The organism is Pseudomonas juntendi (assembly GCF_021560075.1).
Lineage (GTDB): Bacteria > Pseudomonadota > Gammaproteobacteria > Pseudomonadales > Pseudomonadaceae > Aquipseudomonas > Aquipseudomonas juntendi.
This window is the reverse complement of sequence record NZ_CP091088.1, coordinates 1523031-1547864: the sequence shown is the minus strand read 5'-3', so window position 1 is coordinate 1547864 and position 24834 is coordinate 1523031. Positions and strand designations below refer to the sequence as shown.

The window sequence follows — 24834 nt, the reverse complement described above, 5'->3', positions numbered from 1 at the left end:
CCCGCCAGGGCTGACTGCGGCGCTTATCCCTTACCAGAGGGCGATGTCGTAGGTCAGGTAGATGCGGTTGCTGTCACGCCCGCGGGAGAAGTCGGAGCGGTACACGTAGTTGCGCAGCTTCACGCCAAGGCCCTTGACCGGCCCGGATTGCACCACGTAGGCAAGCTCCATGTCGCGCTCCCACTCGCTCAGCCCAGCGTCAGCCGAGCGCCCGTTATCCCCGCTGAGGTAGCGGGTCATGAAGGTAAGCCCTGGGATGCCTGCCGCAGCGAAGTTGTAGGCATAGCTGGCCATCCAGGTTTTCTCCTCTTCCTCGATGAACTTGCCGATACCCACGTTACTGAACGAGTACACCGTGGCGCCGCTGATGTAGGGCAGCCCGGCCTTGCCGTCGAGCACCTGGTAGCCACCCCCGAATGTGTGCCCGGAATGGGTGTACGACAGTTGCCCGCTAAACATGTCATTGTCGATTTCGCCGCCCTGGGCAGCGCCGCTGTCGCGGCTGTTGAAATAGCGCAAGTCGGTGGTGAGCACGCCGCCGGCCAGGGGCAGGTCGTAGATCAACCCGGCAAAGTCCTGGCGGTAGAAGTGTTCCAGCTGGCCGTGGAAATAGCTCAACTTCAACTGCTTGTTGACGGCGTAGTCGGCGCCGGCAAAGTTGAAATCGCCAGACTCGTCACCGCTGTAACCGTCCAGGTACAGGCCAGTGCTGTCAGAGGAGTCGCGCAGCTTGAAGCGGTTCAGGTGCCCGGCAGTCAGGGTCAGGTTGTCGATGTCGGTGCTGGTCAGCTGGGTGCCTTGGTAGGTTTGCGGCAACAAGCGGGCATCGTTGTAGATCAGCACCGGGGTTTTCGGCAGCAAGGTGCCATGCTTGACCACGGTCTGCCCCAGGCGCGCCTTGGCCGTCACGCCGGCACTGGCAAACTCGTCTGCGGCACGGCCATCGTCATGCGTCGGCAGCAAACCGGTACCGCTGCGGCCGCGGCCCGAATCGAGCCGCACGCCGAGCAGCCCCATGGCGTCGAGCCCCAGCCCCAGGGGGCCCTGGGTGAAGCCGGACTGATAGTCGAGCAGGAAGCCCTGCGCCCATTCCACCCGCTCGCTCTTGGCGGTGGCGGCGGCGCGCGGGCTCATGCCCTGTTCGTCGCGAAAGTTTTCGTTGAAGTACACATTGCGCAGTTGCAGCTTCAGCTTGCTATCGTCGACGAAACCGGCGGCGCCGGCCACAGGCAGCCAGCCGCACAGCAGGCCACAGGTGGCCCCACGGAAAACAGCTCGGGACATGATTGATACTCTATTGTTGTTTTTGGGTGAGCGGGGCGCCGGTCGGCGCCCGAAGCAGTTCAGACGAAGAAGGACAAGGCACCGGTGGCCAGCGCCAGCGCAGTGATCACCAACGATGTGAGCACCGCCCATTTCACCGTGGCTTTCTGGAAGTCACCGATGTCGCGGTCGACCATCCCCACCAACAGCAGGGTCGAGGCCACCAGTGGGCTCATCAGGTGCACCGGCTGGCCCAGCACCGAGGCGCGGGCGATTTCAATCGGGTCGATGCCATAGGCGGTCGCGGCATTAGCCAGGATCGGTACCACGCCAAAGTAGTAGGCGTCGTTCGACAGCACGAAGGTCAATGGCATGCTGGTCAGGGCCACCACCAGTGGGAACCAGTGGCTCCAGGCGGCAGGAATCCAGTCGACCAGGGTCTGCGCCAGGGCGTCGACCATCTTGGTGCCCGAGAAGATCCCAGCGAAGATACCTGCGGCAAATACCAGCAACACCACGGTCATGGCATTGCCCGAATGGGCGAGGATGCGTTCTTTCTGCAGGTCCAGTTGTGGGTAGTTGATCATCAGCGCGGCGACGAAGCCGATCATGAAGAGGATCGCTGCGTGCATTACCCCGAAGACCAACGCGGTCATCACGGCGATCACCAGGGCCAGGTTCACATAGGCCAGGCGTGGGCGCTTGTAGGGAGCGTCGCCAAGGATTTCCTTGATGTAGCAATTGCCACCACCCGACTCCAGGGCGGTGTTCCCGATGCGGCGACGCTCGGCACGGCCCAGCAGGAAGGCGGTGAACACCACCCAGGCAGCGCCACCGATCACGGTCGGCAACATCGGGATGAAGTATTCGGTGGCGTCCAGGCCCAACGCGGCGATGGCCCGGGTAGCCGGCCCGCCCCAGGGGCTCATGCCACTCATGATGCTCAGCGACAGCATAGACACCGTGGCCAGGATCATCGGGTTCATGCCGATGCGCTTGTACAACGGCAGCATGGCCGCGCAGGTGATCATGTACGTGGTGGTGCCGTCACCGTCCAGCGCCACCACTAGCGACAGCAGCGCGGTGCCGATGGCGATCTTGACCGGGTCGCCATTGACGCGCTTGAGGATCTTGCGGATCAGCGGGTCGAACAGGCCGGCATCGATCATCAGGCCGAAGAACAGGATGGCGAACAACAACAGTGCGGCTGACGGTGCCACCATTTTCAAGCCATCGAGCATCATCTTGCCCAGGTCGGGGGCAAAGCCACCGATCACTGCGAAGACAATCGGTACGACGGTGAGTGCCACGATGGGTGACAGGCGTTTACTCATGATCAGGTAGGTGAAGGTCACCACCATGATCAGGCCCAGGAGTGCGAGCATGGTTTTTTCTCTTGTTTTTATTGTGTTGCGGCCGCCAGCAGGGCAGACGGCCCCCTACCCCACCCGCACCGTCAGGGTGCTGGGTGGGATTTCAAGTCAGCGAGGACAGATGGAAAAGGTGTTCAGCCGTGGTGCCGAGGCTCCGCAGCCCAGTCGGCCTGTGCCGTATCGGCTTCGTCTGCAGCGGCCGGGATTCCGTTCAGGCGGCGCAGCAGCGTTTTCCGGTCACAGGCATTCTCCGACAAGGAGATGACCACGGTCGCGACGGCGTTGCTGGCCAGGCTGGTCAGGGCGCGCGCTTCGGACATGAAGCGATCGATACCGATCAGCAAGGCAAGCCCGGCCAGCGGGATGTCGTGGATCACGGTGAGGGTCGAGGCCAGGGCCACGAAACCACTGCCGGTCACGCCTGCTGCCCCTTTGGACGACAGCAGCATGATCGCCAGCATGGTCACCGTCTGGCCGAGGGTCAGGTCGATGTTGCAGGCCTGGGCGATGAACACCGCGGCCAGCGACAGGTAGATGGCCGTGCCGTCGAGGTTGAAGGAATAGCCAGTCGGCAGCACCAGCCCGACCACGCCCTTCTTGCAGCCCAGTTTCTCCAGCTTCTCCAGCATGCGCGGCAGCACCGGCTCGGTGGAGGACGTGCCGAGTACTACCAGGAATTCCTCGCGGAAGTAGCGCAGCAGCTTCCACAGGCTGAAGCCATACGCACGGCAGATGCCGCCGAGCACCACCAGCACGAAGAACGCACAGGCGATGTACAGCGTACCGACCAGCTTGGCCAAGGCACCCAGCGAGGTCACGCCGTACTGGCCGACCGTGAACGCCAGTGCACCGAAGGCGCCGATGGGGGCGAAGCGCATCAGGTAGCCGAAGATGCGGAACACCATGGTCGAGGCCGATTCCAGCACATTCAGTACCGGCTTGCCCTTCTCGCCCATGGACGACAGGGCAAAACCGCTGAGCACGGCGATGAACAGCACCGGCAGCACCTCACCCTTGTTGAACGCACCGATGAAGGTGTCCGGGATGATGTGCATGAAGAAGTCGACCACGCTGAGCTTGGCCGCCGACGCAGCGTACTGGCTCAGCCCGGCAGTGCTGAGGGTCGCAGGGTCGATGTTCATGCCGACGCCCGGGCGGAACAGGTACACCGCCGCCAGGCCGATCATCAGGCTGACCACGGTCAGGCCCAGGAACAACAGCAATGTCTTGCTCATCAAGCGCCCCAGGGAGCGCTTGTCGGTCATGCCGGCGATGCCGGTGACGATGGTGCAGAACACCACGGGGGCAATCATCATCTTGATCAGCTTGATGAAAGCATCACCCAGCGGCTTGAGCGCAACAGCCTGTTGCGCCCAGAAGTGGCCGACCACTACGCCCAGCAGGACGGCGCAGAGGATCTGAAAGTACAGCGATTTGGCGAGTCTCATGAGGCATCACCCATTGTTGAAATTGTGCGGATGCGCTTGTTGCAATTGTTTGGAGCTGAACGGCTGCCAGAGCTACCCGGCCAATCTGCGGAATGTAGGGGCGTAAACGAAACCTGAGAACAACCGTCGGGCAGTTCGCACCACCGAGGCCTGGATGGTCTTGCCATCGGCGCCGGTGCGCGACAATGCCACATCGATGCCACCGCTTGGGTGTTCCAGGCGCACTTCGGTCAATTGCTCGGCGCCCTCGCCCAGCAGTTCACCGATCACGGTGCCAGGGCTGACACAGGCAGTGGCCAACCCGATCGAACCTGTAATGGCCAGCGCGCGGTGGCAGCTGTGCGGCATGAAGTAGCGAACCTGCAGGGTGCCGTCATAGCGCGGTTTGGAAACCAACACCGGCTTGGGGATGACCATCCCGCTGACATCGCCCAGGCCCATGGCCTTGCCGGCCTTCAGGCGCAGCGCTTCCAGGCGCTTGAGCAGGTCTTCGTTGGCATCGAGTTCGGCAGGCGTTTCCGAACCGGTGACACCGAGCTGGCTGGCCTCGACCACCATCATCGGCATGGCCATGTCGATGCAGGTGACCGGTACGCCGTCGATCACGTCGGTTGCCTGGCCGGTCGGGAACAGCTTGCCGGTCTTGCTGCCAACCGCATCGAGGAACGTCAGCTGCACCGGGGCGGCAGTGCCCGGAACGCCATCGATCGCCGTGCGGCCTTCGTAACGCACGATCCCGCCGGGGGTTTCCACCAGCGAGTTGACGAACGTTCCGGTGTTGAGGTTGCGGATGCGCACCAGGGTCTTGCCTTCCTGGCCCTTGACCAACCCTTGCTCGATGGCGAACGGGCCAACGGCGCACAGCATGTTGCCGCAGTTAGGGGCGGTGTCGACCCTGCGCTGCGCGACCATGACCTGCACGAACAGGTAATCTACGTCAGCGTCGGCATGCAGCGAAGGGCTTACAATCGCCACCTTGCTGGTCTGCGGGCTACCGCCACCGATCCCGTCGATCTCCAGTTCATGCCCGGAGCCCATCAGGTTGATCAGTAATTCGTCGCGCTCGACCACGTTGGCAGGCAGGTCCCAGGCGTGGAAAAACGGCCCCTTGGAGGTGCCACCGCGCATGAGTACGCAAGGAATTCGTTGCATGATTTCGCACTCTTGTTGATCAATGGACATCATTGATGTTGTGGACACAAGATTGACAGGGATGGATAAATCAATCCAATGCAAATATCGTAGTTATTATTCCGATCCAGGCATCAATTAAACACCGGGGCCAGAGAGCGATTCGAGATGGAATATGAACTCCAAGACATCCGATCTTTCGTGAAAATCGCCGAACTCGGCAGTTTCCACGAGGCTGCGGAAGCGCTGCATTTGTCCCAGCCGGCGCTCAGCCGGCGGATCAAGAAGCTGGAAGAAGGGTTGGGCACGTCCCTGCTTGAGCGCACCACCCGTCGCGTCAGCCTGACCAGTGTCGGGCGCGACTTCCTGCCCAAGGCCAGGCGCCTGCTGGATGACTTCGAAGACTCGATCCTGAGCATTCGCGAGCTGGCCGAGCGCCAGACCGGCCAGGTGACCCTGGCCTGCATCCCCACCGCCGCGTTCTATTTCCTGCCGTCGGTGATTCGTGACTACAACGAGCAATACCCGAAGATCCGTATCCGCCTGCTTGACCTCAGTGCCAACGACGGGCTGGAAGCCGTGCTGCGCGGTGAAGCCGACTTCGGCATCAACATGATGAGCGGCCAGCACCCGGACATCGAGTTCGTCTCGCTGGTACAGGAGCATTTCGTGCTGGCTTGCCGTCGCGACCACAAGCTGGCAAACCGGGAATGCGTGACCTGGACGGAACTGGCCGACTACCGCCTGATTGGCGTGGGCCGGCTGAGCGGCAACCGAATGCTGCTGGACCACGCCCTGTCCGGGCTCAACCTGCGGCCCAAGTGGTTTTATGAAGTGCAGCACCTGTCCACCTCGCTGGGCATGGTCGAAGCCGGGCTGGGCGTGTCGGCCATGCCCAGCCTGGCCATGCCCAACGCCGACCACCCGACGCTGGTCAGCGTGCCGCTGACCGAACCCGAGGTCACGCGCACCCTGGGCCTGGTCTACCGGCGTGGCGCCTCGCTGTCGCCGGCGGCGGAAAAATTCGTCTCGATCCTGCTGGAGAAGTGGCCCAACCGCTGACCGGTCAGCCTGGCGTTGGCCTGGGTGCAGCGAGGGGTGCAGGGCGGCAGCACTCATCGTCATTCCCCGCCCAGGCCGAGGGTGTTGGGGCGGCGCTTCTCGATGGCGAACTTGAGCAGGGCCGCCGAGCGGAACAGCCCATGGGCGAACTTGCCATAGGGCAACGTGATGAACAGCGCCATGACCGTACCCAGGTGCAGCGCCAGCACGATCGCCATTGCTGCGGTATCACGCAGGCCCAGCAAGGCAAGGCCACTGGCGCTGACCAGCAGCAGGAGCAGAATGAAGGCACGGTCCATGGGGCGCTGGGCGACGTCGCCCTGCTCCGGGGCCCGGCGCAGGTTCAGCGCCAGCAACCCGAGCGGGCCGACGATCAGGCCGATACCCCCCAAGGTACCAAGCAGCACCGGCGCGCTGAGCAGCGGGTATGGCGCCTGCTGGCCCAGCAGGTAGTGGTAACCGGTAGCGACGACCGTGGCGGCAAAGCACAGCATGAAGCCGTAGAAGGTCATGTGATGGAAGCGCCGGCGCCACAGCGTGTAGCGGTCATCGGCATTGTTGCAGCCCTGGCCGTGGCCACCGTCCAGGTACTTCAAGGTCAACACCGCGCTGGTTGCCTCCAGCACAGCGCCTTGGGCGGGTTGCGCCTGGGCGTTTGCAGGCGTTACAGCACGCCAGAAGCGACGTACCGCCACCCCAAGCGCCAGGCCCGCCGCCGCGAATACCCCACCGAACATCAATGCCAGGGTATTGTGCGGGAAAACCGCGTAGAAGTTTCCGGCCAGCCGCCCCGGCAACAACGTGCCGTTGAGCCACAAGGTCAGCAGCAGGAACAGCGATAGGGCCAGCGACAGGGCAACGGCGACGTAGGTGCCGTTGTGCTGATACAGCCGGCCGAAGCGGGCCGGCCAGGCATACTCGGCGTAGGTCTGGCCACGCACCTTGGCCATGGCCTGGGGCACGTTCACGGCAAATTCGTGGGGGTCGGCGTACTGGCAGGCATGCAGGCAGGCCCCACAGTTGTGGCACAGGTTGGCCAGGTAGTGGATGTCGGCCTTGCCGAACTCAAGCCGACGGGTCATTGCCGGGAATACGGCACAAAAGCCCTCGCAGTAGCGGCAGGCATTGCAGATACGCATTTGCCGGTCGACTTCCTGCTCTTCCAGGTTCAGCGCAGGTATCAGTTCAAGTGCTGCGGGTTGGGCGACGGGCTGGTGTGCTTCAGGCAGTTGCGCGGTCATGGTCGTTCTCGTGTTCTGGATGGTCGTGGCCGGTTGCGGCAGCGGCGCTGGTGCCGGCGATGCGGCCGAAGGCAGTGCCGATGGACATGCCGACACCTGCCGTGTAGCCCTTGCCCAGCACATTCCCCGCCATCATTTCGCCGGCGACGAACAGGTTGGGGCTGGGCCGACCGGCAAAATGCACGGCCGCCGTTTCATCGGTGCGCAGCCCCAGGTAGGTGAAGGTCACGCCGGGGCGCAGCGGGTAGCCGTAGTAAGGCGGCGTGTCGAGCGGCCGAGCCCAGTGGCTTTTCACCGGTTGCAGGCCTTGGGTGTGGCAGTCGTCCAGGCGGGTGTGATCGAAGCTGCCGACCCGGCAGGCGCGGTTGTAGGCCTGCACCGTCTCGACGAAGGCCGGCACGGGCAAACCGAGCAACGCCGCCAGCTCCTCCAGGGTGTCGGCGCGGGCGCCCGGGAACACTGGCGGCATGAAACGACCTAGGGCTTTCTGGTCAATGATCGAGAAACCCACCTGCCCTGGCTGCTGAGCCACCAGCCGGCCCCAGATGGCATAGCGCTTGGGCCAGAAATCCTCGCCTTCATCGTAAAAGCGCTGGCCGTCGCGGTTGACCACCACCCCCAGCGACACACAGTCGATACGCGTGCAGATGCCGCCGTCGTAAAGCGGCGCCCGGGCGTCGATCGCCACCATGTGCGCTTGCGTGGGGTCGCCGATGGTGTCGGCACCCTGTTCGATCATGCGGCGCAACAGCACCCCTTCGTTGAACCGCGTACCACGAATCAGGAAGTTGTCCGCAGGCCATTCGCCCCGCTCGTTCTGCCCCCAGGCATCGCGCAACCACTGGCGGTTGGACTCGAAGCCACCGGCCGCCAGCACACAACTGCGCGCCTCGATACGTTCGCCCGGCAGGGTGCGCCCCTGAACCTCGCGCGCCGGCACATGGGCCGCAACGAAGCGGCCGTTGTCCAGCTCGATGTCGGCCACAGGCGTGTCGTAGCGTATCTGCACGCCCAGCTTTTCGGCACTGCGGAAATAGGCATTGACCAGCGCCTTGCCACCCCCCATGAAAAACGCGTTGGTGCGGGCAGTGTGCAGCGCACCGGACAAGGAAGGCTGAAAATGCACGCCATGCCGGTGCATCCAGCCCCGGCAACTGGCAGAGGCACGGATCACCAGGCGCGCGAGCTTTTCGTCGGTCTGGCCCCCGGTGACCTTGAGCAGGTCCTGCCAGAACTCCTCTTCGGGGTATGCTTCGACCAGCACATCCTGCGGGGCGTCATGCATGCAGCGCAGGTTGCGCGTGTGTTGGGAATTGCCACCACGCCAGGCGCGGGGTGCGGCTTCGAGCAGCAGCACGCTGGCTCCGGCCTCGCGCGCCATCAGCGCGGCACAGAGGGCGGCATTACCCCCTCCGATGACTAGCACATCGATCATTTCGCCTCCAGATCACGAAGCGCCGAATGGTCGGCTGCTCCTCGTGGCCAGGGACTTTAATCAGTGCCTGGGCGGGGCGAAACGCGATGACACCGGGGGGGCCTTCAGTTTTTCTAAAGGGTGGGCAAGCAGCGGGCCACCGTCAGAGCAGCCGGGCGCCAGGCCACCGCCCCTGCTCCACCAGCGCCCGCGCCACTTCCTGCAGCACGATCCGGGTCGCCAGTGCAGCCGGTGACAGCTCGTCGTCGGCCAGGCTGACCATCACATTGCGGCGCTGCGCCTGGGCATCATCAATGGCATAGACCCGCAACCCCGCCTGGTGCGCCCGGGCCACCGTGGCGCCCGGCTGCAGGGTGGCGGCATGGCCCGCACAAACGCAATCCATCAGCAGCGACAGGCCATCGACTTCCATGACAATGTTGGCCTCCAGCCCGGCACGCTCGAAGATCGCGCGCAGGGTCGCGCGCAAGCCGTGCTGTGTGCTGGGCATCACCAAGGGCAGCGTGGCGATCTGCTGCAACGTCAGCGATTCACCCCATTCGGGGCGCACCAGCGCGGCGGGGATGAGTGCAAACAGCCGCTCGGTCAGCAGCGGCCGCACATCCAGCCGCGGCCCCGCTTCTGCCTGGAACAACACCGCAAGGTCAAGGTGCCTGGCGTTGAGCTGGTTCACCAGGTAGCCCGAGAGCATCTCCACCAGGTGCAGGCGGATGTCGGGGTAGCGTTCACGCATCTTGTCGATCAGCGCCAGGCCCAGCACCGACGCTGTAGTCGGCGCCAGGCCCACGCTGACATAGCCGCTCATGCGGCCGCTTTGCGCGGCCAACACAGCGTGCTCTGCCTGGCGCAGGGCCAGGCGCGCGTGGTACTCGAAGGCCAGGCCCGCAGCAGTCGGCGACACGCCGGTGCTCGAGCGCGTCAGCAACCGGGTACAGACCTCGCTTTCCAGCTTTGACAATTGCTGGCTCAGTGCCGAAGCACCGACGCCAAGCTCGACCGCAGCCCTGCCAAGGCTGCCGTGCTCCAGGACACTCAGGAAATAGCGAAGTTGACGTAACTCCATACAGCTCTCTTTCAACGATAGGGGGCTATCCTTGCGCATCTTAGCCTGTAGCAGGCCCGATGGCGCCGCCCCCTGCCGCTAACCGCGCGAATGGGGCAGTGGCTTCAGGCCGCTGTCCTCGATCGCTGCGTCGGCTTGTGGCGATGCCAGGTAGTCAAGCAGCGCCTGCGCGGCGGCATGGTGCTGGCTGTTGCTGACCACCGCGCCCGAATACAGGGTCATTTTCTGGGCTTCGGCCGGGATCAGGCCAACGATATCGATGCCCTTGACGGGTTTGAGCTCGCTCAACTGCTGGAAGCCGATTTCAGCCTGGCCGCGAGCGATCACAGAGCCTACCGGCTCGGCAGGAATCATGTGGGCCTTGGCCGCGAAGCCAGCACCCAGGTGCATGCCGGGGAACAGGGTCTTGGACAGGTAGACGCCGCTGGCGCTGTCGGAGTACGCCACGGATTTGCTGTTGAGCAGTACGGCGCGCAAGCCCTGCAAGGTGCTGATATCCGGCTTGGGCTGGCCTTGGCGCACGGCCATGGCGATGAACGATTGGCCCAGGTCGACCCGGCTGCTCTTGTCAGCCTGGCCACCCGCCACCAGCTTGTCCAAGGCAGCACCCACCATCAGCACAACGTCCGCCGGCTCGGCACGGGCAAGCCTGTTGGGAATGGCCTGTGGCGTTTCGCCCATGGAAGGCGCGGCCAGCACCTGCAGCTTGACCCCGAATTTCTTCTCGTAGGCAGGCGCCACTTCCCGGATTGCGCCCATGATGCCACCGGAGCTCAGGACCGTAAGGGTCGCCGGTTCGGCAGGCGCAGCCTGGGCGAGCGAGCAGGTCAGTGAAGATGCCAATACAGCAGCACAGGACAACATTCGAAACACTGGAGTTTTCTCCGCAGTAAAAGCACGGCATGCTAGCGAAGCGGGAAGCGCCTGCGGCGTGAAGCAGCCATTAAGAATGTTTCACGTACGGTTTTCGAAGCGCTTTTCACCACCCAGTTGTCAATTGAATAACGACCACCGAGCATGGCCCGGGCGAAGCTGTGTGCCTGTCCGTTGCGGCCGGCGCACACCGCAGGTGCGCTCCCCCCATGATCCCTTTCGAGATTGCATCTTGGCCAAACCACGCTCTCCCGCTTCCCCCGACGGCGCCCTCGACTGGCTGAACTTCTTTTTGGCAGATGTGCGCGACGGGCTTGGGCCATACCTGGCCATCTACCTGCTGGCGGTGCATCAATGGCAACCGGCAAGCATCGGCCTGGTGATGAGCCTGGCAGGCATTGCTGCACTGTTGGCGCAAACCCCGGCAGGGGCATTGATCGACCGTACCAAAGCCAAGCGTGCCGTGGTGGTGATCGCTGCGCTGCTGGTGACTGGCAGCTGCCTGCTGTTGCCGTGGATTTCCTCGTTCGGCGGGGTAGCCCTGACCCAGACCATCAGTGCCCTGGCGGGCTCGATCTTTGCGCCAGCGATTGCCGCCATATCCTTGGGCATCAGCGGCCCCAAGGCCTTTACCCGCCGGGTAGGCCGCAACGAAACCTTCAACCATGCCGGCAACGCCTGTTCGGCGCTGCTGGCCGGCGGCCTGGCCTACCTGTTCGGCCCGGTGGTGGTGTTCTACCTGATGGCCGTCTTGACCGTGGCCAGTGTGGTGGCGGTGAGCTGCGTGCCTGCCACGGCCATCGATCACCAACTGGCTCGCGGCCTGGCGCATAGCCCTGGCGGTGATGACGCCCCTGCAGGGCTGCGGGTACTGCTGCACAACCGGACCCTGCTGGTATTCGCCGCGTGTTGCGCGCTGTTTCACCTGGCCAACGCGGCCATGCTGCCACTGGTCAGCCAGAAGCTCTCGCAGGTCGACCTGCAGCTGGCCACCCCGCTGACCTCCGCCTGCATCGTTGCCGCGCAACTGGTGATGGTGCCCATGGCGCTGCTGGTAGGCGCCAAGGCCGAACACTGGGGCCGCAAGCCGTTCCTGCTGATCGGTTTCCTGATACTGCCGCTTCGCGGGGCGCTCTACGTGGTGTCTGACAACCCGTTCTGGCTGGTGGGCGTGCAACTGCTCGATGGCATCGGCGCCGGGATCTTCGGTGCGCTGTTCCCGATTGTGGTCAAGGACCTGACCGAAGGCACCGGCCGATTCAATGTGAGCCTTGGCGCGCTGACCGCGGTGTTCGGGCTTGGCGCCGCGCTCAGCCCTGGCATCGCCGGGCTGGTGGTGCAGGCTGCGGGCTACGATGCGGCGTTCCTGACCCTGGCCGGTATCGCCGGGGTCGCCTTCATCCTGGTAGTGCTGGCGCTGCCAGAAACGCACCCGCGCAGCCTGCCAGCGCCACTGCCCACCCCTGTCGGAAACTGAGCGCCTTATGCAGGTCAGTGAAAGTGCATTGATCATCTGGGCGGTCGCCGCACTGGCGACCTGCGGCGTCATTTTGCGCCCATGGCGCGTTCCGGAGTACGTCTGGGCCATGGGCGGGGCGGTGCTGCTGGTCGGCCTTGGCCTGATGACGCCTCGGCGGGCCCTGGCCGCGGTGGCCGAAGGCGGTGACGTCTACCTGTTTCTGATCGGCATGATGGTACTGGCCGAACTCGCTCGCCAGGAAGGCCTGTTCGACTGGCTGGCACGGTATGCCGTGCAGCATGCGCGGGGTTCCGGGCAACGGCTGTTCGACCTGGTATTCCTGGTGGGCACGCTGGTTACGGTGTTCCTGTCCAACGACGCCACGGCCGTGGTCCTTACCCCGGCAGTCTATGCCGCGTGCAAGGCCGCCAAGGCCGACCCACTGCCCTACCTGTTCATCTGCGCCTTCATCGCCAACGCCGCGAGTTTCGTACTGCCTATCTCCAACCCTGCCAACCTGGTGGTATTCGGCAGCCATATGCCGCCACTGCTGGACTGGCTACGCCAGTTCAGCCTGCCTTCCCTGGCCGCAATCTGCCTGACCTATGGGGTGCTGCGGGTGACTCAGCGCCGGCAGATCCGCCAACCGCTGGCGCTGAGCGTGAGCGGCGCGCCCCTGACGACTGGCGCCCGCCTGTGTGCAATGGGCATCGTGGTCACCGGCGCGTTGCTGCTGGGCGCCTCGGCACTGGACCGGGCGCTGGGGCTGCCAACATTCTGTGCCGGGGTGGCGACCACGGCACTGATCCACCTGTGGCAGCGACGCAGCCCACTGCCGGTGCTGCGCCACGTGGCCTGGGGCGTGCTGCCCTTGGTGGCAGGCCTGTTCATACTGGTCGAAGCCGTTGCACAGACCGGGCTGATCGAACGCCTCGCCCAGGCACTGGCCAGCCTGTCCGCACAAACACCGGTTACCGCCAGCTGGGTCGGCGGCGTGGGTGTAGCGATCGCCAGCAACCTGATGAACAACCTGCCCACCGGGTTGATCGCCGGGTCCATGGGCTCGCTGGTGGCGCTGCCCCAGCAAACCACTGCAGCCTTGCTGATCGGCGTCGACCTGGGGCCGAACCTGTCGATTACCGGCTCCCTGGCCACCCTGTTGTGGCTGGTGGCGATCCGCAGGGAGGGGGAACATGTCAGCGCATGGCGTTTTCTGTGCCTGGGTGCGCTGGTGATGCCACCTGCGTTGGCCGCCGCGCTGCTGGCCCTGTGGGTATGACAGGGCCCGCCAGCGGCCAGCACTGCTAAAGCATCAAGGCGTGGCCGTGGCTGCCTCGGCCGGCTGCGCTTCCTGCTGCACCTGAATCGGCGCTGCTTCGGGCGGCGGTGCCAGCGGCTGCGAACCTTGGCTGTCATCCACCACGGGTGCCACTGGCGCCTCCGTGGCTGGGGCAGCCGCTGCTGGCGCGGGCTGCGTTTCGGTGACAGGCGCGGCCTGCGCGGCGGGCGTAGTTTCAGCAGCGGGTGCCGGCGCTGCTGCCGCCGGGGTCGGTGCCAGCGGGTTCGCCGCCGCTTGCTCCGGCAGCCCCAGGGTAACCGCCGGCTTTTCCCCTTTTGGCGCTTCGACCTTGGCTTTGCTGACCTTCTTCGGCTTGGGCAGGTAACTTTCCACCAAGGCAAAATAGCGATCGTAGAATTGCGCCGCCGTTACCGTCTCGCTCGCGACCTTGACCATCGAGTCGTCGCTGGAGCCAATCGGCATCGACACCGACCCCAGCACGCCCACGCCCAGGCTGGCCGAGGTGTTGGACTTTTTCAGCGCGTAGCGGTCCTGCAGGGCGTTGGCGAACATGGTCGAGTGCTGGTCGTCACTCGCGTCTGGCGCGCAGGTAACGTTGAAGCTGATCTGCAGGTGGTTTTCGCTGTTCTGCTGGAAGCTCTTGTTGCCCACTACCTGGTTGGCACCGCTGCTGGTGATGATGTAGCCCTGGCTGAGCAAGGCGCGCCGCGCCGCCTCGCAAGAGCCGGCATCGCTTACCGGGAAACTGCGCGAGAACGTACCCGAGTCAGCGAAGTTCTCGTGCTCGTAGACAGCCGCTTTTTTCGAGGAACAACCGCTCACGCCCGCCAGCACCAGGGCCAGCCCGAGCGCACCAAAGACGGAAGATCTGGTCATTGCGTATTCCGGGTATGTCGAGAGGGTGCCTATTGTGCAACACAGCAGGCAAGCACACCAACCACTGGTCGGTGAAGAACCTGTAAGGTTGGTGTAAATGTGGGCCCAGGCCAATAACAGCCAGGTACCAGAACGAAAAAAGCGACCCGAAGGTCGCTTTGACGTTGCCTCAAGGCGTTCATGGGGCCTTGGGGCGAAGATGGCGCAGCGGACGGGACTCGAACCCGCGACCCCCGGCGTGACAGGCCGGTATTCTAACCGACTGAACTACCGCTGCGTATCATTCAGGCTTGCGCCCGATTGAAACTGGGTCTGACCTTGGGGCACGAGGGCCGCGAGGCAGGCACAAAAAAAGCGACTGGATCATCGCTTCTCTCGTGTTTGTTTCAAGGCGTTCTAGGGACCTTGAAACGAAGATGGCGCAGCGGACGGGACTCGAACCCGCGACCCCCGGCGTGACAGGCCGGTATTCTAACCGACTGAACTACCGCTGCGTATCGTTCAGGCTTGCGCCCGATTGAAACTGGGATCAGCCCAAGGCGTTGGCCTTGTGGCTTCAGACCGGTGCCAGGCACCCATCTGTTACTGAAAAATGGCGCAGCGGACGGGACTCGAACCCGCGACCCCCGGCGTGACAGGCCGGTATTCTAACCGACTGAACTACCGCTGCGCAGTGCGTTCCTCTCTGGCTCTGGGCTTCTTGCGAAACCTGAAGCGGCAGGAACATCTCAGGAAGTGGTGGGTGATGACGGGATCGAACCGCCGACCCTCTGCTTGTAAGGCAGATGCTCTCCCGGCTGAGCTAATCACCCTCGCGATGTTACTTGTTGCGTTTGCTTCGCTGAGGCCGCGAAATTTACGCAGGTGGCGAAGCTAAGTCAATAGCCCCGTTGGATTTTTTTCGAAGAAGTGGCAAGTGGCAAGTGGCAAGTGGCAAGTGGCAAGTGGCAAGTGGCAAGTGGCAAGTGGCAAGTGGCAAGTGGCAAGTGGCAAGAAGAAGCATGGGGTCGCTTGATGAATTTCTGAACCCTACAAATGACGAAGGAACCTTGCGGTCCCCTCTTGCAGCTTGCAGCTTGCAGCTTGCAGCTTGAAGCTCAGGTGTAGATCATCTTGCGGGTCATGCCGCCATCGACCACGAACTCTTGGCCAGTGACGAACGCCGCCTGCCGTGACAGCAACCAGGCAACCATGGCAGCCACATCCTCCACGGTCCCTACCCTGCCCGTCGGGTGCTGGGCGTGGTCGGCTTCGCTCAATGGCTCGGCACGGCGCTGCGCCGGGTCACGGGCATCGATCCAGCCAGGGCTCACCGCGTTGACGCGGATCTCCGGGCCCAAACTTATCGCCAGCGCATGGGTCAAGGCCACCAGGCCGCCCTTGCTCGCCGCGTAGGCCTCGGTATCAGGCTCGGACTGCCGCGCCCGGGTGGAGGTGAGGTTGACGATCGCCCCGTTGTGCGCACGCAGGTACGGCGCACAATGCTTGGCCAGCAGCATCGGGCCATTGAGGTTCACCGCCAGCACCCGGTTCCACTGCGCCAGGCTCAGGCTTTCCAGGGTCTGGTTGTGCGGGTTGGCGATCGCTGCATTGCACACCAGTGCATCCAGGCGGCCAAATTGCCCGAGCACCTCGGACACCCCGGCACTGACCTGGGCTTCGTCGGCAACGTCCATGGTGATGAACCAGGCATTGTCACCCAGGGCCTTGGCCACCTTGGCCCCCCGCTGCCGGTCTAGGTCGCTGAGCACCACCTGCCAACCCTCGCAGATCAACCAGGCGGCAATGCCCAGGCCGATGCCGCGCGCGGCACCGGTCACCAGTGCTACCCGGCCGTTGTGGCCCGGGGTGCTGCCGCCAATCTGCATCACAGCGCGGCCAACCCACGCGCCAGGTCGGCCTGCAGGTCTGCCACGTCTTCCAGGCCCACCGCAACGCGGATCAGGCTGTCGCGAATACCTGCAGCCTCACGCTCCTGCGGCGACAGGCGGCCGTGGGACGTGGTGGCCGGGTGGGCGATGGTGGTCTTGCTGTCGCCCAGGTTGGTGGTGATGGAAATCACCCGAGTGGCGTCGATGAAGCGCCAGGCGCCCTCTTTGCCGCCCTTGACCTCGAAGCTGACCACTGCACCAAAGCCACTCATCTGGCGCTTGGCCAGGGCGTGCTGGGGGTGGCTTGGCAAGCCGGCGTAATGCACCTTCTCCACGCCGTCCTGTCGCTCCAGCCACTCAGCCAGGGCCTGGGCACTTTCGCAATGCGCACGCATGCGCAACCGCAAGGTTTCCAGGCCCTTGGTGAAGATCCAGGCATTGAACGGGCTGAGGGTCGGGCCTGCGGTACGCAGGAAGCCCACCACCTCTTTCATCTGCTCGGCTCGGCCGGCCACTGCGCCGCCCATGCAACGCCCCTGGCCGTCGATGAACTTGGTCGCCGAGTGGAACACGATATCGGCACCCAGCTTCAACGGTTGCTGCAGTGCCGGGGTGCTGAAGCAGTTGTCGACGACCAGCATGGCGCCATGGGCATGGGCGATTTCACTGAGGGCAGTGATATCGACCAGTTCGGCCAGCGGGTTGGACGGCGATTCGACGATCAGCAGCTTGGTATTGGCCTTGATGGCCTTTTCCCAGCCCGCGAGGTCGGCCAGCGGCACGTAGTCCACCTGCAGGCCGAAGCGCTTGAAGTACTTCTCGAACAGGCTGATGGTCGAGCCAAATACGCTCTGCGACACCAGCACATGGTCACCGCCACTGCACAACGACATGACCACCGCAAGCAGCGCCGCCATGCCGGTGGAGGTGCCCACGGCCTGCTCGGCGCCTTCCATCGCTGCCAGCCGCTCTTCGAAGACACGCACCGACGGGTTGGTGTAACGCGAATAGACGTTGCCTGGCGTTTCGCCGGCGAAACGCGCAGCGGCGTCTGCCGCCGTGCGGAACACATAGCTGGAGGTCAGGAACAGCGCTTCGCTGTGCTCGCCTTCCGGTGTACGGCTTTGGCCAGCGCGCACCGCCAGGGTGTCGAAACCGACACCCTCGAGGTCGCTGTCCAGTCGCCCGGCATCCCATTGATCCGTCATGCCGTCGCTCCCTGAATCAGTTGTTGTAGAGGTCGATGATCGCGCTGACCGCCTGGTTCTTGACCTTGGCCAGGTCGTTACGGGCCTGCTCGATGCGGTCGAGGTAGGCTTCGTCGATATCGCCGGTGACATACTCACCGTTGAACACCGCGCAGTCGAAGTGCTCGATCTTGATCTTGCCGCCGCCGACCGAGTCGATCAGGTCCGGCAGGTCCTGATAGACCAGCCAGTCGGCGCCAATCAACTCACCCACCTGTTCGGTGGTGCGGTTGTGGGCGATCAGTTCGTGCACGCTCGGCATGTCGATGCCGTAGACGTTGGGGAAGCGCACTGCCGGGGCTGCCGAGCAGAAGTAGACATTCTTGGCGCCGGCTTCGCGGGCCATCTGGATGATCTGCTTGCACGTGGTACCGCGCACGATCGAATCGTCCACCAGCATCACGTTCTTGCCACGGAATTCCAGTTCGATGGCGTTGAGCTTCTGGCGCACCGACTTCTTGCGCGCCGCCTGGCCAGGCATGATGAAGGTACGGCCGATGTAACGGTTCTTGACGAAGCCTTCGCGGAACTTGACACCCAGGCGGTTGGCCAGCTCCAGGGCGGCGGTGCGGCTGGTGTCGGGAATCGGGATGACCACGTCGATGTCGTGATCGGGGCGCTCGCGCATGATCTTGTCGGCGAGCTTTTCACCCATGCGCAGGCGCGCCTTGTACACCGACACACCGTCGATGATCGAGTCTGGGCGGGCCAGGTAGACATGCTCGAAGATGCATGGCTGCAGCTTCGGCGCTTCGGCGCACTGCTTGGTGAACAGCTGGCCTTCTTCGGTGATGTACACCGCTTCGCCAGGTGCCAGGTCGCGGATCAGGGTGAAACCGAGCACGTCCAGGGCGACGCTTTCGGAGGCGATCATGTATTCCACGCCTTCGTCGGTGTGACGCTGGCCGAACACCACCGGGCGAATGCCGTGCGGGTCACGGAAGCCGACGATACCGTAGCCGGTGATCATTGCCACCACGGCGTAGCCACCCACACAGCGGCTGTGCACATGGGAAACGGCAGCGAACACGTCTTCTTCGGTCGGCTGCAGCTTGCCGCGCACCGCCAGCTCGTGGGCGAACACGTTGAGCAGCACTTCCGAGTCGGAGTTGGTGTTGACGTGGCGCAGGTCGGACTCGTAGATCTCCTTGGCCAACTGTTCGACGTTGGTCAGGTTGCCGTTATGCGCCAGGGTGATGCCATACGGGGAGTTGACGTAGAACGGCTGGGCCTCGGCCGAGGTCGAGCTGCCCGCGGTCGGGTAGCGCACATGGCCGATGCCGATGTTGCCCACCAGGCGCTGCATGTGGCGCTGCTGGAACACGTCGCGCACCAGGCCATTATCCTTGCGCAGGAACAACCGGCCGTCATGGCTGGTCACGATACCGGCAGCGTCCTGGCCGCGGTGCTGGAGGACCGTAAGCGCGTCATACAGCGCCTGATTGACGTTCGACTTACCGACGATACCGACGATGCCACACATGCGACGCAACCCCTACTTTGATGAAACTTGAGTGAATAGCGCTCAGGGCTTAGCTGGCCCGAGCAACTGTTCCTTGAACGGAAGATCAGCCGGAGCGCTGATCAGACCACCGGGCGACCACTGGCCGGCGAAACTCAGAATCAGGTTTTTCGACCAGTCGGCGACCAGAAGAAATTGTGGTATCAGGCGCGATTCCTGCCACCAGGTGTCCTGTTGAACCGGCCCCAGGCTGATCAGGCCGATGGCCACCACTACCAGCAAGGCCCCGCGCGCGGCGCCGAAGGCCATGCCCAGGAAGCGATCGGTGCCGGACAGCCCGGTCACGCGGATCAGCTCGCCGACCAGGAAGTTGACCATGGCCCCCACCAGCAAGGTGGCGACGAAAAGAATGGCGCAGCCTGCGATGACGCGCATCGATGGCGTCTGGATGTAGCTTTCAAGATACACCGAGAGCGAACCGCCGAACATCCAGGCAACCGCACCGGCAATGATCCAGATGAGCAAGGACAAGGCTTCCTTGACGAAGCCGCGCTTGAGACTGATCAGTGTGGAGACGGCGATGATCGCGATGATCGCCCAATCAACCAGGGTAAATGCCACGGTGCTGCCTGCAGACGTTTGAGGCGGCGCATTTTACCAGAGCGGTGGGGGCTTGGGTAAGCGGAATGTCAGGTGGATTGGTGTTTGCTTCATCGCCAGCGAGCCAGCTCCCACAGGGATCGCCTTTAGGGCTGACAGGTGTTTGCCGCAAGGTATGGCAGCGCCTGTTAGAGCGAGCGCCGCCCGCGCGGCGCAATCGCGAGCTGCGCTCGCTCCTACTTTTGTTTCGGGCCAATTATTCCTGTGGGATTCGCGCGCGAACCCCTTGGTGCATGCCTCAATATCGCGCCGTACAAACAAGGCGGCCGCGCGCGCCTGTCACAGGCGTTACTGGCCCTAAACAAACGTAGGAGCGAGCGCAGCTCGCGATTGCGCCGCGCGGGCGGCGCTCGATCTCACAGGCGCTGCATATCTTCTGACAAACACCTGCCAGCCCTGATGCGATCTCTGTGTGTGTGGCTTGCCGGCGATGGGCGGCAAAGCCGCCCCGGCGATATCAGCCGCGCTCAGGCTGGAAGCGCACCACAAAGCCCTTCAGGCTGTTCTGGCGGTTGACCGCATCGCGCACGCGCTCGGCCTCGGCGCGCTCGATCAATGGCCCCACATACACCCGGTTCATGCCGCCGGCCGAACGGATATAGGCGTTGTAACCCTGGCTACGCAAGGTTTGCTGCAGCTTCTCGGCACCGGCGCGGTTGGACAGGCTGGCCAGCTGGATCGACCAGCTGACCGGCAGCCCGTTGACGTCGATCTTCGATGGCGCAGCCTGGGCCGGCGTCGCTGCAGGTTTGGTTTCGACCTTGGCCGCCGGTGCGGCGGCCTGCGGCTTGGCCGGCTGAGCCTGTGCCTGGGTCTGTGGTGAGGCCGTGATCGGCTGGCTGGGCGTGCTGGCAGGGGCAGTCGACTCGTCGACCACCACCGGCGCCGACTGCGGTGCTTCAGGAACTTCCTGCGGCTGCGGCACGGTCACCGGGTCTACCTTCACTTCCGGCAGGCTGGGCATGGCAGGTGCCTGCGGGGCTTCGACGCGCACCTGGCGCATCTCGTCCTCGCGGGTGAACAGCATCGGCAGGAAGATCACCGCCAGTGCCACCAGCACCAGCGCACCGACCATGCGCTGTTTCATCCCTTTATCCAGCACTGCCATCTACTCAACCCTCCTGGGCATGCCGCTCCAGCCACGCCAGGGCCTGGGCGACACAGAAAAACGAACCGAACAGCACGATCTGGTCATCTGCCGTTGCCTGCGCGCATTGCCCTTCGAGGGCCGCGTCGACTCCGGCATAAGACTTCACCGCCGCGCCAAGGTTCGCCAAGGCGTCGGCCAACTCGGCAGCCGGCCGGCTGCGCGGGGTGTCCAGCGGGGCCACGGCCCAGTCATCGATCAGCCCGTGCAGCGGCGCGACCACGCCTGCCAGGTCCTTGTCGGCGAGCAGGCCGAATACCGCCAGCCGGCGCCCCTTCAGCGGCCGGCTCGCCAGGCGACGGGCCAGGTACTGCGCCGCATGCGGGTTGTGCCCGACATCCAGCAGCAGCTCCACCGGCCGGCCCTGCCAGACCAGCTTGCGACGGTCTAGACGCCCGGTAATCCGGGTATCCAGCAACGCCTGGCGCACCTGCGCGGCATCCCACGGCAGGCTCATCAACAGGTACGCCTGCAGGGCCAGCGCGGCGTTTTCCATCGGCAGGTCGAGCAACGGCAGGCCGTTCAGCTCAACGGGCGCGCCATCGGCTGCAGTGCCACGCCAGTTCCAGCCGTTTTCCGCGCTTGCCAGGTCAAAGTCACGGCCGCGCAGGAACAATGGCGCTGCCAGTTCGGCGGCTTTGTCCAGCAGCGGTTGTGGCGGGTCGAGATCGCCGCACAGGGCCGGTTTGCCCGGGCGGAAGATACCGGCCTTTTCAAAGGCCACCTGCTCACGGGTGTCGCCCAGGTAATCGACATGGTCGACGCCGATACTGGTCACCAGGGCCAGGTCGGCATCCACCACGTTCACGGTGTCCAGGCGCCCGCCAAGACCCACTTCCAGCACCACGGCATCGAGCTGCGACTGGTAGAACAACCAGAACGCAGCCAGCGTGCCCATCTCGAAGTAGGTCAGGGAAATATCGCCCCGCGCCGCCTCCACGGCGGCAAAGGCTTCGCACAGGCGCTCATCGCTGGCCTCCAGGCCATCGATCAGCACCCGCTCGTTGTAGCGCAACAAGTGCGGCGAGCTGTACACGCCGACCTTGAGCCCCTGGGCGCGCAGCAACGAGGCCACGAAGGCACAGGTCGAACCCTTGCCGTTGGTGCCGGTCACGGTCACCACACGGGGCGCCAGCTTACCCAGCGCCAGCCGGGCAAGTACCTGCTGCGACCGCTCCAGGCCCATGTCGATGGCCGAGGGGTGCAACTGCTCGAGGTAGGCGAGCCATTCGCCCAGGGATCGTTGTTTCATCACGCGACGGCAGCCGCCTCACGCGCTTGCTCGGGGGTTTCCTGGCCAGTCATCTGCGCCAGCAGGCGAGCCAGGCGCGGGCGCAGTTCGCCACGGGAGATGATCAGGTCGATGGCGCCGTGCTCCAGCAGGAACTCGCTACGCTGGAAGCCTTCCGGCAGCTTTTCGCGTACGGTCTGTTCGATCACGCGCGGGCCGGCGAAGCCGATCAGCGCCTTCGGTTCGCCGACGATGACGTCGCCGAGCATGGCCAGGCTGGCGGATACACCGCCGTAGACCGGGTCGGTCAGCACCGAGATGAACGGAATGCCTTCTTCGCGCAGGCGCGCCAGCACCGCCGAGGTCTTGGCCATCTGCATCAGCGAGATCAGCGCCTCTTGCATGCGCGCACCGCCGGAAGCGGAGAAGCAGACCATTGGGCAACGGTGCTCCAGGGCGTAGTTGGCAGCGCGGACGAAGCGCTCACCGACGATGGCGCCCATGGAACCGCCCATGAACGAGAACTCGAAGGCACTGACCACGATCGGCATGCCCATCAGGGTACCGCTCATGGAGATCAGCGCGTCTTTTTCGCCGGTCTGCTTCTGCGCGCCGGTGAGGCGGTCCTTGTACTTCTTGCCATCGCGGAATTTCAGGCGGTCGACCGGCTCGAGGTCGGCACCCAGTTCGGCACGGCCTTCGGCGTCGAGGAAGATGTCGATGCGCGCGCGTGCGCCGATGCGCATGTGATGGTTGCACTTGGGGCAGACATCGAGGGTTTTTTCCAGCTCCGGGCGATACAGCACGGCCTCGCAGGACGGGCACTTGTGCCACAGGCCTTCAGGCACCGAGCTCTTTTTCACCTCGGAACGCATGATCGAAGGGATCAGTTTGTCGACTAACCAGTTGCTCATGCTTTTTTTCTCCAGTATTGGCAGGCGCGGCCGTTATCGTCGGCCTGCCCTGCCCTTGAGCTCAAAATCTGTTACGAAACGATGATGGACCGGCCGCCGGGGCTTCCAGCGCGCCACTCCACCGCTAATGCGTTGTGTTGCCGCCACCATGGGTGCGGCTGCCCGGCAGGGCTGCGAATGCTATGGACGATGGCGCGCAGCCAGCCGTCACATCTGCCATCACGCCTGCCTCACCGCCTGCATGAAGGCTTCGATCTTCGCGGCGTCCTTGATGCCCTTGGCCTGCTCCACCCCACCGCTGACATCTACCGCATAGGGCCGTACCTGGGCGATGGCCTCGCCGACGTTGGCCGCCGAAAGCCCACCGGCAAGAATGATCGGTTTGCTCAGCCGCGCCGGTACCAGGGACCAGTCGAACGCCTCGCCGGTTCCCCCAGGCACACCCGCCACATAGGTATCGAGCAGAATGCCGCGAGCGCCTGCATAGCGCTGGCAGGCTGCCTCGAGGTCATCGCCCGGGCGCACCCGCAGGGCTTTGATCCAGGGGCGGTGGTAGCCCTCGCAGTCCTCCGGGGCTTCATCGCCGTGGAACTGTAGCAGGTCCAGTGGAACCACTTCGAGGATCTCGTTCAATTCGCACCGCGAGGCATTGACGAACAGCCCCACCGTGGTCACGAACGGCGGCAGTTCAGCAATGATTGCCCGCGCCTGGCGCACGTCCACTGCGCGTGGGCTTTTGGCATAAAAGACGAAACCGATGGCATCGGCCCCGGCCTCGACAGCAGCCAACGCGTCTTCGATGCGGGTAATCCCGCAGATCTTGCTGCGAACATAGCTCATGAAACGCGAACCCTGATGATAACGGTCAAAGGCCGGATGTTAGCAAATGGCTTTTCGCCCGTCAGTCCGCCAACCCTTCATAACCGCTTAAAAAGTGTGGGCCAATGTAACGCCTGGGCAGGGTGAATGTGTCGGGGTACTCCACCTGCACCAGGTACAGCCCATAGGGATGGGCGGTTACCCCGCCTTCGCGGCGGTCACGCCCTTCCAGCACCTCACGCGCCCAGCTCACCGGGCGTTCGCCGCTACCGATGGCCATCAACACGCCGGCAATGTTGCGCACCATGTGGTGCAGGAAGGCGGTGGCGCGCACGTCCAGCACGATCATCTGGCCATGGCGGGTAACCCGCAGGTGGTAGATATGCTTGATCGGCGACTTGGCCTGGCACTGGCTGGCGCGGAAGGCGCTGAAATCGTGCGTGCCGAGCAGCGACTGTGCCGCCTGGGCCATACGCTCGACGTCGAGCGGGCGGTGGTTCCAGGTCACCTCCTCGGCCAGGTGCGCCGGGCGGATCGGGTCGTTGTAGATGACATAGCGGTAGCGCCGGGCGCATGCCTTGAAGCGAGCGTGGAAATCAGCCGGCATCGGCTGCGACCAGACCACACTGATGTCGTGCGGCAGGTTGAAGTTGGTGCCCATGGTCCAGGCACGTTCGTCGCGCACGGCACGGGTGTCAAAATGCACAACCTGCCCACAACCGTGAACACCGGCATCGGTGCGGCCGGCGCAAACCACGGCGATCGGCTCGTTGGCGACCTTGGACAGCGCTTGCTCCAAGGCTTGCTGGACACTGGGCACGCCGCTGGCCTGGCGCTGCCAGCCGCGGTAGCGTGCGCCCTTGTATTCCACACCCAGGGCGATGCGGGAGTAGCCTTCGGCCGCAGATTCGGTGGCGGCGGTGTCGATGATGTCCAAGAGCATGAAACCTGTGGGGTGT

General features: G+C 64.1%; 21 protein-coding genes and 4 tRNA genes. 3 read left to right on the top strand and 22 right to left on the bottom strand.

Annotated features, from left to right (window positions below):
• Positions 1-30 precede the first annotated feature (30 nt).
• From L1P09_RS07115 to L1P09_RS07100, 4 genes are all read right to left on the bottom strand, one after another.
• Positions 31-1284, bottom strand: a complete 1254-nt coding sequence (locus L1P09_RS07115; RefSeq protein WP_232892713.1) for an OprD family porin — start codon at positions 1282-1284, stop codon at positions 31-33.
• 59 nt (positions 1285-1343) lie between these two features.
• A complete protein-coding gene (locus L1P09_RS07110) occupies positions 1344-2648 on the bottom strand; it encodes a CitMHS family transporter (protein ID WP_125854883.1) in 1305 nt (434 codons plus the stop codon).
• Positions 2649-2770: 122 nt separating this feature from the next.
• Complete coding sequence (locus L1P09_RS07105) at positions 2771-4084, bottom strand: dicarboxylate/amino acid:cation symporter (RefSeq protein WP_029886337.1); 1314 nt, start codon at positions 4082-4084, stop codon at positions 2771-2773.
• Positions 4085-4156: 72 nt separating this feature from the next.
• Positions 4157-5236: a 4-oxalomesaconate tautomerase gene (locus tag L1P09_RS07100; protein WP_082416152.1), complete on the bottom strand. Its 1080-nt coding sequence runs from the start codon at positions 5234-5236 to the stop codon at positions 4157-4159.
• 147 nt (positions 5237-5383) lie between these two features.
• On the opposite strand from L1P09_RS07100, the gene L1P09_RS07095 reads away from it, so the two are divergent.
• The gene (locus L1P09_RS07095) at positions 5384-6277 is read left to right on the top strand and encodes a LysR family transcriptional regulator (protein ID WP_009683764.1); all 894 of its coding nucleotides are present in this window, start codon (positions 5384-5386) and stop codon (positions 6275-6277) included.
• A gap of 59 nt (positions 6278-6336) precedes the next feature.
• Here L1P09_RS07095 and tcuB read toward each other — a convergent pair whose 3' ends face one another.
• The 4 genes from tcuB to L1P09_RS07075 all read right to left on the bottom strand — a co-directional run bounded on the left by tcuB (position 6337) and on the right by L1P09_RS07075 (position 10889).
• Positions 6337-7518: a tricarballylate utilization 4Fe-4S protein TcuB gene (gene tcuB / locus L1P09_RS07090; RefSeq protein ID WP_235768651.1), complete on the bottom strand. Its 1182-nt coding sequence runs from the start codon at positions 7516-7518 to the stop codon at positions 6337-6339.
• Positions 7499-8953 (bottom strand): FAD-dependent tricarballylate dehydrogenase TcuA, encoded by a 1455-nt coding sequence (gene tcuA / locus L1P09_RS07085; protein WP_232892715.1) that lies wholly within the window; start codon positions 8951-8953, stop codon positions 7499-7501. The genes tcuB and tcuA overlap by 20 nt, the downstream gene beginning before the upstream one ends.
• A gap of 142 nt (positions 8954-9095) precedes the next feature.
• Positions 9096-10016 (bottom strand): LysR family transcriptional regulator, encoded by a 921-nt coding sequence (locus L1P09_RS07080; protein WP_054905328.1) that lies wholly within the window; start codon positions 10014-10016, stop codon positions 9096-9098.
• A gap of 78 nt (positions 10017-10094) precedes the next feature.
• Positions 10095-10889, bottom strand: a complete 795-nt coding sequence (locus tag L1P09_RS07075) for a substrate-binding domain-containing protein (protein ID WP_232892716.1) — start codon at positions 10887-10889, stop codon at positions 10095-10097.
• Between the two features lie 232 nt (positions 10890-11121).
• Here L1P09_RS07075 and L1P09_RS07070 point away from each other — a divergent pair, with 232 nt between their 5' ends.
• The gene (locus L1P09_RS07070) at positions 11122-12366 is read left to right on the top strand and encodes an MFS transporter (RefSeq protein WP_054905330.1); all 1245 of its coding nucleotides are present in this window, start codon (positions 11122-11124) and stop codon (positions 12364-12366) included.
• A gap of 7 nt (positions 12367-12373) precedes the next feature.
• A complete protein-coding gene (locus L1P09_RS07065; RefSeq protein ID WP_054905331.1) occupies positions 12374-13627 on the top strand; it encodes an arsenic transporter in 1254 nt (417 codons plus the stop codon).
• 33 nt (positions 13628-13660) lie between these two features.
• Here L1P09_RS07065 and L1P09_RS07060 read toward each other — a convergent pair whose 3' ends face one another.
• The 14 genes from L1P09_RS07060 to truA form a co-directional block, all read right to left on the bottom strand.
• Positions 13661-14524: a DUF2242 domain-containing protein gene (locus tag L1P09_RS07060; protein WP_235768650.1), complete on the bottom strand. Its 864-nt coding sequence runs from the start codon at positions 14522-14524 to the stop codon at positions 13661-13663.
• A 200-nt stretch (positions 14525-14724) separates the two neighbouring features.
• Positions 14725-14801, bottom strand: a tRNA-Asp gene (locus L1P09_RS07055).
• A 140-nt stretch (positions 14802-14941) separates the two neighbouring features.
• A tRNA-Asp gene (locus L1P09_RS07050) sits at positions 14942-15018 on the bottom strand.
• A gap of 99 nt (positions 15019-15117) precedes the next feature.
• Positions 15118-15194 (bottom strand) — tRNA-Asp (locus tag L1P09_RS07045).
• 66 nt (positions 15195-15260) lie between these two features.
• Positions 15261-15336, bottom strand: a tRNA-Val gene (locus tag L1P09_RS07040).
• Between the two features lie 285 nt (positions 15337-15621).
• Complete coding sequence (locus tag L1P09_RS07035) at positions 15622-16392, bottom strand: SDR family oxidoreductase (RefSeq protein ID WP_161893395.1); 771 nt, start codon at positions 16390-16392, stop codon at positions 15622-15624.
• Positions 16392-17603: an O-succinylhomoserine sulfhydrylase gene (locus L1P09_RS07030; RefSeq protein WP_009683774.1), complete on the bottom strand. Its 1212-nt coding sequence runs from the start codon at positions 17601-17603 to the stop codon at positions 16392-16394. The genes L1P09_RS07035 and L1P09_RS07030 overlap by 1 nt, the downstream gene beginning before the upstream one ends.
• A 16-nt stretch (positions 17604-17619) precedes the next feature.
• On the bottom strand, positions 17620-19125 hold the full coding sequence (gene purF / locus L1P09_RS07025; protein WP_009683775.1) for an amidophosphoribosyltransferase: 1506 nt from the start codon (positions 19123-19125) through the stop codon (positions 17620-17622).
• 42 nt (positions 19126-19167) lie between these two features.
• Positions 19168-19725, bottom strand: coding sequence for a CvpA family protein (locus L1P09_RS07020; protein ID WP_235768649.1), 558 nt, complete (start codon positions 19723-19725; stop codon positions 19168-19170).
• A 496-nt stretch (positions 19726-20221) separates the two neighbouring features.
• Positions 20222-20872, bottom strand: a complete 651-nt coding sequence (locus tag L1P09_RS07015) for an SPOR domain-containing protein (protein WP_009686027.1) — start codon at positions 20870-20872, stop codon at positions 20222-20224.
• Between the two features lie 4 nt (positions 20873-20876).
• The gene (gene folC, locus L1P09_RS07010) at positions 20877-22163 is read right to left on the bottom strand and encodes a bifunctional tetrahydrofolate synthase/dihydrofolate synthase (protein WP_235768648.1); all 1287 of its coding nucleotides are present in this window, start codon (positions 22161-22163) and stop codon (positions 20877-20879) included.
• A complete protein-coding gene (accD, locus tag L1P09_RS07005; RefSeq protein WP_009686024.1) occupies positions 22163-23056 on the bottom strand; it encodes an acetyl-CoA carboxylase, carboxyltransferase subunit beta in 894 nt (297 codons plus the stop codon). The genes folC and accD overlap by 1 nt, the downstream gene beginning before the upstream one ends.
• 219 nt (positions 23057-23275) lie before the next feature.
• Entirely contained in the window at positions 23276-23896 is a 621-nt protein-coding gene (locus tag L1P09_RS07000) for a phosphoribosylanthranilate isomerase (RefSeq protein ID WP_235768647.1), read from the bottom strand.
• A gap of 61 nt (positions 23897-23957) precedes the next feature.
• Positions 23958-24818: a tRNA pseudouridine(38-40) synthase TruA gene (truA, locus tag L1P09_RS06995; protein ID WP_009686022.1), complete on the bottom strand. Its 861-nt coding sequence runs from the start codon at positions 24816-24818 to the stop codon at positions 23958-23960.
• Positions 24819-24834 lie beyond the last annotated feature (16 nt).

What these genes read in the sequence shown, in the direction of transcription:
- L1P09_RS07060 (WP_235768650.1), bottom strand. Translation starts at nt 14,524, where the DNA reads ATGACCAGATCTTCCGTCTTTGGTGCGCTCGGGCTGGCCCTGGTGCTG.
- L1P09_RS07015 (WP_009686027.1), bottom strand. Translation starts at nt 20,872, where the DNA reads ATGGCAGTGCTGGATAAAGGGATGAAACAGCGCATGGTCGGTGCGCTG.
- L1P09_RS07080 (WP_054905328.1), bottom strand. Translation starts at nt 10,016, where the DNA reads ATGGAGTTACGTCAACTTCGCTATTTCCTGAGTGTCCTGGAGCACGGC.
- accD (WP_009686024.1), bottom strand. Translation starts at nt 23,056, where the DNA reads ATGAGCAACTGGTTAGTCGACAAACTGATCCCTTCGATCATGCGTTCC.
- L1P09_RS07115 (WP_232892713.1), bottom strand. Translation starts at nt 1,284, where the DNA reads ATGTCCCGAGCTGTTTTCCGTGGGGCCACCTGTGGCCTGCTGTGCGGC.
- truA (WP_009686022.1), bottom strand. Translation starts at nt 24,818, where the DNA reads ATGCTCTTGGACATCATCGACACCGCCGCCACCGAATCTGCGGCCGAA.
- L1P09_RS07095 (WP_009683764.1), top strand. Translation starts at nt 5,384, where the DNA reads ATGGAATATGAACTCCAAGACATCCGATCTTTCGTGAAAATCGCCGAA.
- L1P09_RS07035 (WP_161893395.1), bottom strand. Translation starts at nt 16,392, where the DNA reads ATGCAGATTGGCGGCAGCACCCCGGGCCACAACGGCCGGGTAGCACTG.
- tcuB (WP_235768651.1), bottom strand. Translation starts at nt 7,518, where the DNA reads ATGACCGCGCAACTGCCTGAAGCACACCAGCCCGTCGCCCAACCCGCA.
- purF (WP_009683775.1), bottom strand. Translation starts at nt 19,125, where the DNA reads ATGTGTGGCATCGTCGGTATCGTCGGTAAGTCGAACGTCAATCAGGCG.
- tcuA (WP_232892715.1), bottom strand. Translation starts at nt 8,953, where the DNA reads ATGATCGATGTGCTAGTCATCGGAGGGGGTAATGCCGCCCTCTGTGCC.
- folC (WP_235768648.1), bottom strand. Translation starts at nt 22,163, where the DNA reads ATGAAACAACGATCCCTGGGCGAATGGCTCGCCTACCTCGAGCAGTTG.
- L1P09_RS07030 (WP_009683774.1), bottom strand. Translation starts at nt 17,603, where the DNA reads ATGACGGATCAATGGGATGCCGGGCGACTGGACAGCGACCTCGAGGGT.
- L1P09_RS07105 (WP_029886337.1), bottom strand. Translation starts at nt 4,084, where the DNA reads ATGAGACTCGCCAAATCGCTGTACTTTCAGATCCTCTGCGCCGTCCTG.
- L1P09_RS07000 (WP_235768647.1), bottom strand. Translation starts at nt 23,896, where the DNA reads ATGAGCTATGTTCGCAGCAAGATCTGCGGGATTACCCGCATCGAAGAC.
- L1P09_RS07110 (WP_125854883.1), bottom strand. Translation starts at nt 2,648, where the DNA reads ATGCTCGCACTCCTGGGCCTGATCATGGTGGTGACCTTCACCTACCTG.
- L1P09_RS07065 (WP_054905331.1), top strand. Translation starts at nt 12,374, where the DNA reads ATGCAGGTCAGTGAAAGTGCATTGATCATCTGGGCGGTCGCCGCACTG.
- L1P09_RS07100 (WP_082416152.1), bottom strand. Translation starts at nt 5,236, where the DNA reads ATGCAACGAATTCCTTGCGTACTCATGCGCGGTGGCACCTCCAAGGGG.